Raw genomic sequence first — 13,425 nt, 5'->3', positions numbered from 1 at the left:
TGTAAGTTACTTGAATTATTAAAGGAATTGAAAGATGAAACATCATGCTATTAATTATGTCGAATTTGCAGCGAAGGATTTAGGTAGTACCGAGGCGTTTTTTCATCGTGTCTTTGGTTGGGATTTTACCCCTTATGGCCCTGAATATATTGCTTTTAGTGGTTCAGGTTTAGAGGGCGGTTTCTATCAAGCTGACAAGATGGCGAATGTTAATTCTGGTAGTGCACTGGTGGTGATATACAGTGAAGACCTAGAGTGCAGCTTGGAGGAAGTGCAAAAGGCGGGCGGGACAATTTGCCAAGACATTTTTATTTTTCCCGGTGGGCGACGTTTTCACTTTTTAGAGCCCAGTGGTAATGAGCTGGCAATTTGGTCTGATAAGTAACTAAACCATTCATTCACGATTCTATTAATCGTTTTAATTAAAAAACCCAAACGTGATGTTTGGGTTTTTTATGCTTTAAAGTGTTGTATGACTGAGCTTCTAAGAAGCGATACCTACGTCTAATTTAGCAAACCACTCCAAAAACTCTTGTACAGCTTCACCCTTAAAAATGCGACCATGCTGCGGTGCCATCATCTCAATATCGAGTTCTTTTACCCGTGCAACCCAATTGTTTTTGGCGCTATTAGATGGCATCCAGCGACGATGGAAGTACTCCATATGTTTTACATGTGCAGCAAAGTCTTCGACAAAAATAGGGACTTCTCCGTGCTCTAAAGAGGCACCAATATCACCACTCATCAGTATTTTTGCTTGCGGGTCATAAACATTAAAGTTACCCGATGAATGCAAGTAATGAGCGGGCACAAACTTTAATGTGGCAGAGCCGACTCTGACTTCACCACCTTCATCTTTAATTGGCACGTATTCAATATTTTCCATACCAAAGTGGCGTATAAAGCCTTCCCATAACCAAGGGGCATGAAGCTTGGCGTTTGGAATTGTTTTATCCCAAAGTCCCAGTGACGAGATAATGTCAGGATCTTGGTGAGAGGCAAACAAGGTTGTGACGTGCTCAAGGTCAACATGTTTTAAAATACTGGCCAACATGGGGGAGAATAGTTCGACGCCGCCAGGATCAAGAATTATCGCATCTTGTGCACTTTTTATTAGATATTGGTTGGTATCGATGATTTTTTCTGGCTTGCTCTCATCCCGCCCCATGACTATCCATGTGTGACTCGTACTTGAGTATAGTTCGGTTGATTTCAACGCATCACTCCTCTTAATTTTGATATTTCACTGAGGTTATCAGTCACAGCTGCTTTAATTCTTTTGGCAGCACTGGCTATAAAGTCAGAAACCCCTTGCAGGCTTTCACTGAAATCTCCTGCATTTGAGGCTTCTACACGGCTCGTAACAGCAATGTATTCGGCACTTCGCATTTGTTTTTGTATGTCTTCAAAGTAGCTTTCTAAATTAAAAATCGCGTGCTCTAGGGCTTTAGACTTAACCATAAGGTCATCACAGCCAGTTGAGAGCAGTGAGTCTAAGGTTTTATCGCTAGAGGCGCTCTTTGCTTTTTGAATATGGTTTATGAAGTTACTACATCGAACCACGGCAAGTGCCAAGGTAAAAAGCTGATTAGATAAGGTAGAGATCTCGGCTGTCGTTTTGATGGTTTGATCTGAAAACTCATCAATAAAATTGGTAATGGGCTTAAAACCAAACGCCGAATCGCCAGCACGTAGCGCAACAACGCGCGCATTCTTTGCGGTGAGTGATAGGTTTTTTGCCTCGGTTAAGATGATATCTAAGTTGGCAATGATATTGGCAACACGGATAAAATTTCCAACCGCATCAGTTGATTGAGCAGCTTTAAGCATTATTTCGCTCTGATGAATATTTTTATTGAGCATAGATAATAAATTCAAAAGTTTCTAGATTTTATTATAGTTGCTAAGTTACCTTGATTATTTGAGCTTCATCATAAACACTTAAAGTTGGTCAATGTTGATTTGGGAAGAATGGATGCATCGCAACAACATGGTTTTAACAGTTCTTATTGTGTTTATTGTTTATTTTAGTTCAGCTTTATTGGGTGAAACCTTTGCTCTAGCTGATCCTACCTCTCCAAGCTTAATCATCTTGGCAGATATTGTTTGCTTGTTAATTGCTCATCGTTTTTGGCAAGGCTTAAACCGTTTTATTTTTCCTGCATTAGCGACTTTGCTTAGCGCGAGTATGTGGCTATTGTCTCTGCCTCAGTCACTCATTATTAATGTGGCATTTCATCTCTTGATCGTGGGACAGGTTTATTTCCTAGCTGGAAAAATTCGTCACTATAAAATAAAGAGTGTTGGACTAAAGCGGCTTGCGCTTGCATACCTTATAGGTGTGGTGTCGTTTGTCAGTGTAGCGTTAGCTTTATCTAAGGGAAGCGCTTATTTTATCGGTATGGAACCAGAGGTAGAACATTTACTACAAGCCTTCTCAATATTGCTATTTGCTTCACACATTTTGTCTCATGATGAAGAGCAAGAGGGCCAAGTATTTTCTAGGTCTTGGCTGCTAGCATGTGCAGTATGTTTAGCGACAATGCCGATAGCCTTATTTTCTTTAAGTAGTTTTTTCTTGGTTAATTTGTTGCTCTTTATTGCCAGTCGTTTGCTGTTAAACGGCAAACAGTTTGCTTCGCTAAATGTGGTGTTGGCGATGCTGTTTTCTTCGATGATAGTTCTATCGGAGCACGCCCAGCAAATCTCGCCTTTAGGTATAAATGGCAGTGTTGAGTTACTTTTTGCAGTGTGTACATCTTTATTTTTGTTAACTGTCTTATTGGAGCATGCGCGTTTTCAGCATAGTTTCGAGTACAGTCAGGTAATGTTAGTCACTATTGATGAACAAGGGCAAATTGTTCATGCAAGCAAGGGTTTTTTAGATGCCATGCAATGTGATTTCGAAGACTTACAAGGGCGTTATCTGAGCGAGTATTTGAGCGAAGAAAATGCCAGTGATTTACTGAAATGTGGTGCACAAGGGCTGTCACATTTTTATTTACCAGAAGTGAAACTAACGACTTTCTCACAAAGAAAGCTGTCATTAAGTCTATTTGCAGATGTGATAGATGACAAAGACACACATACACAAACAATCATTTCATTCCAGGATATTTCTGACAAATTGATGCTAACCCAAGCACTGTCTGAAGAAAAAGAGCTGTTAGAAGTCACCTTAAGCTCGATCGGTGATGGTGTTATCTGTACCGACAAAGCCAGCCGAATTACCTATATGAACCCCGTTGCAGAAGCGGTTTTGGCGAAATTAACTAAAGAAGTGAAGGGTAAGCCATTTTCTGAGGTTATGCCTTTATTCAATGAGGAAACCTTGGAGCCCATTGATCAAGTGACAGATCATTGTATGAGGCAGCGTGCGACATTAGGGTTACCTGAACTTACTTGTATTAAGAATCATTTGGGCTTGGTGTTTGCTATTCAAGACTCTATCTCACCAATTTATAGTAAATCAGGTGAAATCATTGGCTCTGTCATGGTGTTTCAAGATGTCACAGAGTCTCGAATGATGACTCGAAAAATGAATCATCTGGCTCATCATGATGCTTTAACAGGCTTACCCAATCGCTTGTTATTACAAGATAGGTTGGCGCAAGCTTGTAAACGTGCAGACAGAAATCAACATTCATTTGCTGTCATTTTTATTGACCTTGATAAATTTAAAAATATTAACGATTCATTGGGTCACGATGCTGGGGATATGTTGCTACAAGAGGTTGGACATCGATTAAACCGAGGCTTAAGAAGCTGCGATACAGTAGCGCGTATGGGCGGCGATGAGTTCGTAATTTTGGTCGACAGTATTAAAGAACGTGCACACATCCATACAGTGATTGAGAAAGTATTACTGACTTGTAGCGGCGAGTACGAGTTAAAAGGTATTCAACTGAATGTGACCTTGAGCGCTGGGATTGCTGTTTATCCTGATGATGGTACTAACTCTGAAATGCTGATGAAGCATGCTGATACGGCTATGTATAGAGCTAAAAAGGTCAATAAAAGTAATTACCAGTTTTACAACTCCCAATTAGACAAAGAGGTCGAGCAACGTATAGAACGAGAAGCTGAGTTGGTTCAGGGTCTCAAGCATGGTCAGTTCGAGCCTTACTTTCAGGCTATCGTCAATGCGAAGAGTTTTGCACTGGAGAAGCTTGAAATGCTCGCTCGCTGGCAAACTCAGGAAAAGTTAAAAGGGCCCCATGAGTTTATTGCTGTTGCTGAAGAAGCGGGGTTGATGAATAAAGTCACGCTGCAGTTATTAGAAAAAGCCATGACGTCGTTAGTGCGCTGGATAACAACATCGGTGAGTTTGCAGCTCAGTATTAACTTAACGGCGGAGCAGCTATTAGATAATGACTTTTTGTGTGACTTTGAGCTTTTACTAGATAAATATCAAATACCCCCTAAAAATATTGAACTTGAGATAACAGAAACATCGCTGATTGCAAATTTAGATGAGATGCGACAATCTTTAGAGGTTTTGCAAGAAAAGGGCTTCAGTGTCGCTATCGACGATTTTGGCACGGGTTATTCGAGTTTAACTTACCTAAAGCATTTGAAGTTTAACACGCTAAAAATAGATAAAAAATTTGTCGATGATCTTAATTTTGAAAGCGAAGATGATGATTTGGCTGTGGTGATCATCAACATGGCGAAAAGTTTAGGGGTAAGTACTGTTGCTGAAGGTGTTGAGTATTGCGGGCAGGCAAAGCGATTAGCTGATGCGGGCTGTTCCCAACTTCAAGGGTATTGTTTTGCCAAGCCTATGCCCATAGATACAATTAGTAATATGGTTGAGCTGGGCACAGTGATGAGCCAAATACACAGAAAGATGACTTAATTAGGCTGAGCTTAAGCTATGCTATTTGTCTATATGCCCTAAGTCTCTACTTGGGTCGAGTTTGTCTCTGACACGGCGTTTTAGCTCTTTTGCCTCAGGAAAACCGCCATCTTGTTTTCTACACCAAATTAACTCGTCATTGTAGTAAATTTCAAACACACCTTTAGAAGCTGGTGCAATAGCGACTTGCTGTAAATCATCACTAAAAGTTGAGAGTAATTCTTGGGCAAGCCACCCGCTTCGCAGAAGCCATTGGCATAAAACACAGTAATGTATGGTAATGGTCGGTTTTTTCATTGTTTTTTAGCGCAAATTGGTATGATGCACATATTATGTCTGAAAGGGTTTTGTTGTGAAAGCCAAGCTATTATTGATCTTCATCTTGTTATTTAGTCCTTTATTAAAAGCACTAGAAGTCGGTGCGGAGCAAGTGCAAACATATTTACCATTAATAAAAGACAAACGCGTTGCCTTAGTTGTGAATCAATCAGCGCAGATAAATGAGCAGCACTTGCTTGATGTGCTATTAGAGAAGCAAATTGACGTGAAAAAAGTATTTTCTCCGGAGCATGGCTTTCGCGGAAAACAGGACGCAGGTGCTAAGATCAATGATCAAATAGACGGCAAAACGGGTTTGCCAATTATTTCTTTATATGGAAAATCGAAAAAACCAAAGTTAACTGATTTGGCTGATGTGGATGTCATTATTTTTGATATTCAAGACGTGGGCGTTCGTTTTTACACTTATATCAGCACCATGCATTATGTACTTGAAGCTGCCGCTGAAGCCGGTAAAAAGGTCATCGTGCTAGATAGGCCTAATCCAAACATCAACTTAATTGATGGGCCAGTTTTAGAGCCAGAGTTTCAATCATTTGTTGGTATGCACCCAATCCCAGTATTGCATGGCATGACAGTTGGAGAGCTGGCAAAGATGATAGTGGGAGAGGGATGGCTAAACACTGAAAATCAACCTGAATTAACCGTGGTCGCAGTATCTGATTACGACTTATCAAAGCCGTTTGAGCTACCCATCAAGCCAAGTCCGAATTTGCCGAATAGTCAATCTATAGCGCTTTATCCCTCGTTGTGCTTTTTTGAAGCGACACCCGTATCAGTTGGCCGTGGTACCGATTTTCCATTTCAAGTATTCGGTCACAATGACGTGAAGCTGGGCAAGTTTCAATTTACGCCCGTCTCGACGCCGGGTGCTGCACTAAATCCAAAACTAAAAGACACAGTCGCTTATGGTAAAGACCTAAGAACTCATCAAGGCACTGGGTTTGACTTAGCTTGGTTTGTGGGCGCTTACAATAAATTTAAGTTAGAAAATAAGGTGTTCTTTAAATATCCAAAGTTTATGGATAAGCTGGCTGGCACTGATAAGTTAAGAAAAGCGATACTGTCCGGGCAGTCTTTAACTGTGATTGAAAAAAGCTGGCAGCCTGAACTTAAACACTTTAAGTTGCGCCGCCAACCTTATTTGATTTATGAGCGTTAGTTGTGACGAATCGCACGCATATTGTCTGTGGCAAGGCTAGCGCGCTTTTGCCAACGACTGTGAGACTGGGTTAAGCCCAAAAATAACACATCGGTGATCAGTGTGCTTGCGGTACGAGTGAGAATACCGACATGTTCTACAGGTTCTTTTTCGAAAGCAGTAAACAGGTTTAATTCAGCTTGCTCAGTTAATGCATTGTTTCCGTATTTAGAGATTGAGACTACACAACATTCATTCTTTGCAGCTTGCTCTGCTAATGTCACTATACTCTTACTGTCGCCAGATGTGCTAATCGCAATAAACAAGTCGTCTTTATGCATGGTTGCTAAATAAGCCGATGCACTGATCTCATCCACTTGTGATAGCGCCGGTAAGCCAATTTGTTGTAGTTTCAGAGCAAAGTCATTTGCAACTAGATTGCTGCTACCAATACCACAAATCAAAATTTTGCGTGCACTTTTGATTTTTGCAATAACCTGATTAAGATCTTCGCTGTGGTTTAATTGTAATGTTTCCTCTAAAACCGTGGTTTGACGTTGGATCAGTTTAGCTGCCAAATCAGCAATAGGATCGTCGCTGTTTGTCGGTAGTCGCTCATTCGTATTAAGTTGTTTTAAGCTTTGTAAGTTTAGGTCATCGACGATAGCCAGTTTAAAGGCAGGAAAGCCCTTATAGCCTAGTTTTTGCGAAAACTTGATGACACTTGATTGACTCACGCCTGCAGCTTGAGCAAGCTCGATAGATGATAGTGTTCTGATCTGCTGTGCGTTGTCTAGAACAAAATTTGCTAGCTTGGCTTCGCTGGTAGAAAGCTGAGGCAATAAGGCTTTAATTTTCGAAAATGATGACATGATGTTTACTTCTTAGATAACGTTGTACCTATTATAGGGTTTTATCTCAAAAAAGGTAGTACGTTTATTGTTGTTATTTTCGATATAGTGTACCACTTTTGGTGAAAGTGTCACATACGTGTTTTTTCTTAAAACGCAAAAGCTTGGTTTTTCAAATATTACTCTTTAAGCTTACTCGTTTAATCGTGCATAGCGAATTACACTTCATTACAGTAATTTGTAGAAAATAATAAACCGCACTTAAGGAAATTTATGTCTTGGTATTCAATTTTACCGCCGCTGATAGCTATATTGGTGGTGTTTTGGCGTAAAGAAGTCATTATGGCTTTGTTATTAGCGGTAATAAGCTCAGAGTTTTTATTGCTATATACGCAAGGGCAGTCTGGGTTACTTACTTTTGTTAACAGTGTTGAACGTGTCATTTCTGTGGCAACGTCAGCAGGAAATAGCCGAATTCTTATATTTAGTATTGTGATTGGTGCACTATTAGCTTATATCCGAGAATCGGGTGGTGTCGCAGCGACGGTCAATAAATTGATGAATCTTGGGGTGGCCAAAAGCAAACGGCAAGTTGGGTTACTTACCATGTTTACTGGCACTTCGGTATTTATCGAATCAAATATGAGTGTGTTGACGTCAGGTATTGTTTCACGAGGTTTGTTCGATAAATTTAAAATGAGTCGAGCTCGTTTGGCCTACATCATAGATAGTACGAGTGCGCCCGTTTGCATCTTGATTTTACTTAACGGCTGGGGGGCTTATGTACTCGGACTATTAAGTAACTATGAGCTTGAGCAGTCGGCAGTGAGTATTCTTTGGAGCTCTGTGGCCTTTAACTTTTACGCCATTATTGCTTTATTAATTGTGCTTTACACCATTGTATTCGATAAAGTGCACGGCCCAATGAAAGAAGCCGAACAACAACTTGAAAAGCAAAACTTAGAAATTGATGCGGGTCCTGCTGCGAGTAAAGCACGGTTTATGTTAATCCCTTTACTGACTCTAATTGTCAGTATGATTGGCTTTATGTTTTGGACCGGCAATGGCGAGCTTGCCAGTGGAAGTGGCTCTAAGTCGGTACTTTATGCAACGGTTTTAGCCTCTATGGTTGCCTATTTACAGTTAATTGCGCACAAGCAGTTCACCCATCACCAGCTTGTTGATATTGGTTTCAAAGGTATGGGGGAGCTATTACCGTTAGTCAGCATTGTTTTATTGTCTTTGACCTTAGGCGCGAGTTTAAAAGAACTGGGTACAGGACAATTCGTTGCTTCATTGGTTGGTGACTACTTACCTATCTATTTAATTGTGCCAGTTCTATTTTTGACTGGCGCGGTAATGTCGTTCACTACGGGGACGTCTTGGGGCACATTCGCCATTCTTATCCCTATTGGTGTGCCGTTAATTCAAGCATTAGGCTTGCCTGCACCACTGGTGGTGGGCGCGATTTTAAGTGGTGGTATTTTTGGTGATCACTGCTCGCCTATTTCTGACACCAGTGCGGTTTCAGCACTGGCATCAGGGTGTGACCTATTGACGCATGTTAAAACACAATTACCTTATGCGCTTGTCGGTGGGTTACTCGCATTGTTAAGTTTTTTTGTAGCAAGCCTTATCATGATTTAAGCAATATGAACTAAGGGCAGCTATAAATGCCTTGGTTTTGATTAAGGGCTGTTAGGTTAACTAACAGCCCTTTTTTATTGCTAGTAAGGGCTAGCAGCTCACCTTGACGAAGTTGCCCTTCAAGGTTGAGATCTGATAAATCTCTCACCAATGACTTTTCAATCTCTAGCAAAGTGTTTTCTTTACAGTCCGCTATTAGCAAAAACTCCGAGTTGTTATCAATGATCCGACCATGGAATGAACGTGCTTGTGCGAGTAACTCAGAATGCTTTGCTTGTATGCTTTCAGGACTTTGTAATGAGTGATTTCGAGTGATCTGCACTTTATATTGACCATCTTCTTTGCTGTGGTGCTCTATATGTTCATACTGGGTCAAGTCAAGCGCGTACATCTGGGTACTTTCATTTTCAGGTTGTATCCATAATGCACCTAAAAATAGTAAACCAGCGCAAGCCATTGCCCATTGTGCTTGTTGCCAAAATTTGTTTTGTTTTGGCTGGCGACATTTTGCTTTCATTAGCTCAAGGTCTTGTTTGGTTAAACCCTGATGTTGCTTACGCTGTTGGTAAGCTTGTTTCAAGGTCTTATCAAAATCATCATCATTCGCCATGGGTATCTCCTAAACGCTGTTTTAAAGCTTGCTTGGCGTAGCGTAATCTGGTTTTTATGGTTTCAACTTCGCTATGTGTGATCGTTGCGATTTCTTGTAATCTGAAGCCTTCTAATTGTAGGCTGAGCGCTTCTCTTTGCAAAAAAGGCAGAGTGAGGAGTGCATTATAAAGTGTGTTTTTTTCATCTGCTTCAGTTTCGCCACTCGCAGCTTCATAGTGATGTTCTTCTAGTGAAGATAGACGCTTCTGTTTCTTAAATTCGTCTAGTAAAGCATTACGAGCGATTGAGAATAGCCATGCTTTTGGTGTTTGCTGATCACGGTATAGATGGCTTTTTTCTACAACGGTGAGCCACGTTTTTTGGCAAATATCTTTTGCCAGTTCACGATCGCTTTGTCCACTCAAAAAATGAAACAGGTCTTGGCTATAAGTATTGATTAAAATCTCAATATAAATATCTTCGCCAGTCTGTTTATACGCCTCTAGTGGATCTCTGCTGGGTGAAACCTTATGTAACCATGTTTTTAATGCTATCAGCATAGGCACTTTCCCGATTGTTCTTTTCCCTATTGATTGGCTTATCTCGCTGACAAGCAAATCAACTTAACTTATACCACTCCTCTTAATTAAGAGGAGTGGTATTTAGCTTATTGCTGTAATTTGAACTCTAACACAACTTGTAAACCTGTTTGCACTATCGCCTGACCGTTTTCCATCTTAGGACGGTACTTCCAGCCTTTTAGTGCTCTTAATGCTTCTCGATTAAAAATACGTTTTGGCTCAGCATTAATAACTTGTGCATCAATTACATTGCCTGCTTTATCGATTGAAAATGCCATTTCAACCCAGCCCTCTTTGCCATCACGAGCAGCAGCGGCTGGATATTTAGGGTCCACCCTGACAATCGGGGTTGCATCGCCATCTTGTGGTGCAAATATTTGCGTGTTGATTGGCGTGCTATCTAATTCTATCACTGGGCCGCCTATACCAATTTGTGGCCCAGCTACCTCAGACGGTACCGATGTTTGTGGTCTTGGCGGTTGTGCTTTAGGTTGCGGCGGTGGTGGTAAAGGCCTTGTTTTAGTTTGTACCTCGGAGTCAGGTCTGTCTTGCATGATCTCTAATTCAAAGGGGGCTTTAACTTCAATAGGGGCTCTTTCTTCACTGCTGATTAAATAATCCATAAAGGCAAAAGCAGCCAAGGTCACTATGGCACCGATTACAATTGATGCAGATACTTTAGTCATGGTTTGAGCTGGAGTTGGCATGGTGTAGGTCATCATAATAAGCGCCTCTTTTTTGTTTGCTTACCTCTAAAACGACACAGCATGAAAAAAGGGGTGAAAAAATTTTAAATTTTTTTATCAACCGTTCCACAGTACAATACGTATAGGTTTGCCGAGGAAGTAATATGCAGTTACAAGAAATTGATAAAACGCGTTATAGAAAACATCTTAATAAAGTGATTTTTGCCTGTATTGCCGCGCTTACAGTGGGCAGTTTAGGGATAGCACAGTTGCTGATTTTATTGTTCCCAGATGCAGATGGTAGTCACTTTCATTGGAATTTACTGGGCGTGGTAGTGACTTCAATTGTTATAGGTCTGACTTTAAAAAAAGTTAAGTCGCACCCATTTATGTATGAAGTTGCGTATGTGTGGGATCTAAAACAAGCACTTAATCGCATCACTCGCAAGATGATGGCTATTAAAAAAGCCGCCAAAGAGGGCGATATTGATGCGATGTTAGCTATGCAGTTTAGTTATTCTGGGTCTAAGCAACTTTGGACGCTAGATGATAACACCATCACTATGGAAGACTTGAGTATGTGGCAAGCTGAATTAGATTCATTGGCGCGTGAATATCAAGTTGAATTGGATATTACTAAATACGACGAGCGCATTTTAGCTAAGTTTTAATGGGCTCCTAAATTTCAAGCTATCAAAATTGTGATAGTATAACATTTTAAAATTATTAGGTTCGCAAAAGTCGTGGCAGAAGTAAGAGCGAGAGTGAAGCTGAATGTAGGACAGCACAGTCATATTCCTGCAGAAATTGTATCGTTTCATGGTTTACAAGATGGTGAAGAGCACGTTGCTTTAATCTTTAATGAAGCTGATAAGAATGAGGTACCTCTTATTCGTATGCACTCAGAGTGTTTAACGGGAGATGTCTTCCATTCTTCGCGTTGTGACTGTGGTGAACAGTTAAATGAATGTATCGAAACCATGCATAAGCAAGGTGGCATCATTTTGTATTTGCGCCAAGAAGGTCGTGGCATAGGCCTTTACAACAAAATCGATGCGTATGTTCTCCAGTCGCAAGGTATGAATACCTACGAAGCGAATAACCATTTAGGTTTTGATGACGACTTACGTGATTTCTCAGACGCTGTTTTGATGCTTCAGGCAATGGGCTTAAATCACGTTAAGCTGATGACGAATAATCCACGTAAACTTAATGCGTTAAACAATGCAGGCATTGAAGTTGATAAAGTTGTCGGCACTCACGCACACATAAAAGACGGTAACCGTCATTATTTAGAAGCGAAAGTGAAGCATGGTTCACACATGTTAGATATGGAAAAAGTACCTGAGAAAAAGTAGCTTTTTCACCTTCTTTTGTATTCGAGAACACAATGCGACCCACTATGGTCGCATTTTGTGTTTTGATAGGTATAATTCCAGTGTTTTGATTAGTTTTAGGTCTTTATGTCTTCAAAGATAAATGTTTTTAGTGCTTCTGCGGGTTTGCAGTGGTTAAAGCAAGGTTGGAATATATTTAAAACCCAGCCGATGACTTTTATGTTTATGTACATCTTTATGATTGTTGTTGCATTGATCCCCTTGGTGCTTCCTCCATTGCAATTGGTTGCAGCATTTACGGCGCCTTTTCTGACGATAGGCTTTTATTTGGCCGTTATTAGCAAGCAGCAAGGGAAAACCATCAGTCTTGCCGATATACTTAAACCGTTTTCGATCAAAGGCCGTCGCCTAAACTTATTTAGACTTGGCTTATATCAAATGGGCGCAGTGATTTTACTGACATTATTGGCTGACAGTTTATTTTCTGAAACGTTCACGCTGATGCAGCAGGCTACAGAAAACCACAATCATGAGCAATTATTAGCTGAAGTGGTGAATACCTTGTCGATTGGCAACATTGGTATATTTTTATTAGCTCATGCAGTGAATTTAATGGCCTTTGCCTTTGCACTCCCTTTGGTCTTTTTTAAAGGTGAAAACCGCATTTTCAAAGCGCTGGGGCAATCTTTAAAGGTGTTTCAAACGAATATGGCACCGCTTACAGTATTTAGCTTAGTGATCGCTGTATTAATGTTGGCAGCAATGCCATTAAGTTTTGTGCCTTTACTGGTTATCATGCCGGTGGCTTATATCGGCTTTTTCTGTTCATATCAGGCGATATTCCCTGCTGATGATATCAGTGACAATAACGGGCAGGGCGAAAAACAAGCGTCGCAATCAAGCGCTATCAACACTGGTCGATTTGACGCTTAATGGATGAGCAAATAAAGCAAAAGCTTAAAAACTACGTGTTGTGGCTGTTAGGTCGTCAAGAGTATTCAAAAAAAGAACTCGCACAAAAACTGAGAATGAAAGATGCGAGTGAAGACTATATTGAACAGCTTCTAAGCTGGTGTGAGTCCTTAGGGTATATTGATGAAAAGCGCTACTGCGAGAGCTTTTTACGCAGACAAATAAATAAAGGCTTAGGCCAAAAACGTGTTTTGGCCGAAGCGACAAATAAAGGGGTTGATCGGGCCCAATTAATGACGCTAATCGAAGAACAAGAAATAGATTGGTTTGAATTAGCCCTAGAGACCTACCAAAGAAAATATGGCTTAGGCGATAAACAACTCGATTATAAAGAAAAAGCCAAACGAGTCAGATATATGATGTACCGTGGATTTGGCTACGAAGAAATTAATTTTGCAATGCAAGCAACAATAGGTGACTGA

Annotated in this window: 15 protein-coding genes; 8 read left to right on the top strand and 7 right to left on the bottom strand. The window is 40.6% G+C overall.

Features of this window, described 5'->3' with window-relative positions; all coding sequences use genetic code 11:
- The first annotated feature begins 34 nt into the window (after nucleotides 1-34).
- Nucleotides 35-385 (top strand): VOC family protein, encoded by a 351-nt coding sequence (locus C1E24_RS04745; RefSeq protein ID WP_138479222.1) that lies wholly within the window; start codon nucleotides 35-37, stop codon nucleotides 383-385.
- 99 nt (nucleotides 386-484) lie between these two features.
- Here the strand turns inward: C1E24_RS04745 and C1E24_RS04740 are convergent, their stop codons facing one another.
- Both C1E24_RS04740 and C1E24_RS04735 read right to left on the bottom strand, forming a co-directional pair.
- The gene (locus C1E24_RS04740; RefSeq protein WP_138479221.1) at nucleotides 485-1,216 is read right to left on the bottom strand and encodes an MBL fold metallo-hydrolase; all 732 of its coding nucleotides are present in this window, start codon (nucleotides 1,214-1,216) and stop codon (nucleotides 485-487) included.
- Nucleotides 1,213-1,830, bottom strand: a complete 618-nt coding sequence (locus tag C1E24_RS04735; protein ID WP_138479219.1) for a chemotaxis protein — start codon at nucleotides 1,828-1,830, stop codon at nucleotides 1,213-1,215. The genes C1E24_RS04740 and C1E24_RS04735 overlap by 4 nt, the downstream gene beginning before the upstream one ends.
- A 124-nt stretch (nucleotides 1,831-1,954) precedes the next feature.
- On the opposite strand from C1E24_RS04735, the gene C1E24_RS04730 reads away from it, so the two are divergent.
- Nucleotides 1,955-4,858, top strand: a complete 2,904-nt coding sequence (locus C1E24_RS04730) for a sensor domain-containing protein (RefSeq protein ID WP_138479217.1) — start codon at nucleotides 1,955-1,957, stop codon at nucleotides 4,856-4,858.
- 21 nt (nucleotides 4,859-4,879) lie between these two features.
- On the opposite strand, the gene C1E24_RS04725 is transcribed toward C1E24_RS04730, so the two are convergent.
- On the bottom strand, nucleotides 4,880-5,155 hold the full coding sequence (locus tag C1E24_RS04725) for a SelT/SelW/SelH family protein (protein WP_138479215.1): 276 nt from the start codon (nucleotides 5,153-5,155) through the stop codon (nucleotides 4,880-4,882).
- A gap of 55 nt (nucleotides 5,156-5,210) precedes the next feature.
- Here C1E24_RS04725 and C1E24_RS04720 point away from each other — a divergent pair, with 55 nt between their 5' ends.
- Nucleotides 5,211-6,359: an exo-beta-N-acetylmuramidase NamZ family protein gene (locus C1E24_RS04720; protein WP_138479213.1), complete on the top strand. Its 1,149-nt coding sequence runs from the start codon at nucleotides 5,211-5,213 to the stop codon at nucleotides 6,357-6,359.
- Here C1E24_RS04720 and C1E24_RS04715 read toward each other — a convergent pair.
- Nucleotides 6,356-7,210 carry a MurR/RpiR family transcriptional regulator gene (locus C1E24_RS04715; RefSeq protein ID WP_138479211.1) on the bottom strand — a complete coding sequence of 285 codons (855 nt, stop codon included), beginning with the start codon at nucleotides 7,208-7,210 and terminating at the stop codon, nucleotides 6,356-6,358. The two genes, C1E24_RS04720 and C1E24_RS04715, sit on opposite strands and share 4 nt — an antisense overlap.
- Nucleotides 7,211-7,462: 252 nt before the next feature.
- Between C1E24_RS04715 and C1E24_RS04710 the strand changes: the two genes are divergently transcribed.
- A complete protein-coding gene (locus tag C1E24_RS04710) occupies nucleotides 7,463-8,836 on the top strand; it encodes a Na+/H+ antiporter NhaC family protein (RefSeq protein WP_138479210.1) in 1,374 nt (457 codons plus the stop codon).
- A gap of 10 nt (nucleotides 8,837-8,846) precedes the next feature.
- On the opposite strand, the gene C1E24_RS04705 is transcribed toward C1E24_RS04710, so the two are convergent.
- The 3 genes from C1E24_RS04705 to C1E24_RS04695 all read right to left on the bottom strand — a co-directional run bounded on the left by C1E24_RS04705 (nucleotide 8,847) and on the right by C1E24_RS04695 (nucleotide 10,730).
- On the bottom strand, nucleotides 8,847-9,446 hold the full coding sequence (locus C1E24_RS04705) for a hypothetical protein (protein WP_138479208.1): 600 nt from the start codon (nucleotides 9,444-9,446) through the stop codon (nucleotides 8,847-8,849).
- Complete coding sequence (locus tag C1E24_RS04700; RefSeq protein WP_138479206.1) at nucleotides 9,436-9,987, bottom strand: RNA polymerase sigma factor; 552 nt, start codon at nucleotides 9,985-9,987, stop codon at nucleotides 9,436-9,438. The genes C1E24_RS04705 and C1E24_RS04700 overlap by 11 nt, the downstream gene beginning before the upstream one ends.
- 107 nt (nucleotides 9,988-10,094) lie before the next feature.
- Entirely contained in the window at nucleotides 10,095-10,730 is a 636-nt protein-coding gene (locus C1E24_RS04695) for an energy transducer TonB (RefSeq protein WP_240721944.1), read from the bottom strand.
- 128 nt (nucleotides 10,731-10,858) lie between these two features.
- Between C1E24_RS04695 and C1E24_RS04690 the strand changes: the two genes are divergently transcribed.
- The 4 genes from C1E24_RS04690 to C1E24_RS04675 all read left to right on the top strand — a co-directional run bounded on the left by C1E24_RS04690 (nucleotide 10,859) and on the right by C1E24_RS04675 (nucleotide 13,425).
- Nucleotides 10,859-11,365, top strand: a complete 507-nt coding sequence (locus tag C1E24_RS04690) for a DUF3087 domain-containing protein (protein ID WP_138479204.1) — start codon at nucleotides 10,859-10,861, stop codon at nucleotides 11,363-11,365.
- Between the two features lie 72 nt (nucleotides 11,366-11,437).
- Nucleotides 11,438-12,052, top strand: a complete 615-nt coding sequence (locus tag C1E24_RS04685; protein ID WP_138479202.1) for a GTP cyclohydrolase II — start codon at nucleotides 11,438-11,440, stop codon at nucleotides 12,050-12,052.
- Between the two features lie 105 nt (nucleotides 12,053-12,157).
- Nucleotides 12,158-12,964: a BPSS1780 family membrane protein gene (locus C1E24_RS04680; RefSeq protein ID WP_138479200.1), complete on the top strand. Its 807-nt coding sequence runs from the start codon at nucleotides 12,158-12,160 to the stop codon at nucleotides 12,962-12,964.
- Nucleotides 12,964-13,425 carry a regulatory protein RecX gene (locus C1E24_RS04675; protein ID WP_138479198.1) on the top strand — a complete coding sequence of 154 codons (462 nt, stop codon included), beginning with the start codon at nucleotides 12,964-12,966 and terminating at the stop codon, nucleotides 13,423-13,425. Before C1E24_RS04680 ends, C1E24_RS04675 begins: the two co-directional genes overlap by 1 nt.

The organism is Pseudoalteromonas phenolica (genome assembly GCF_005876835.1).
Taxonomy (GTDB): Bacteria; Pseudomonadota; Gammaproteobacteria; order Enterobacterales; family Alteromonadaceae; genus Pseudoalteromonas; species Pseudoalteromonas phenolica_B.
Note: the sequence above shows the minus strand (reverse complement) of the source record. Positions and strands in the feature narration are given on the sequence as shown.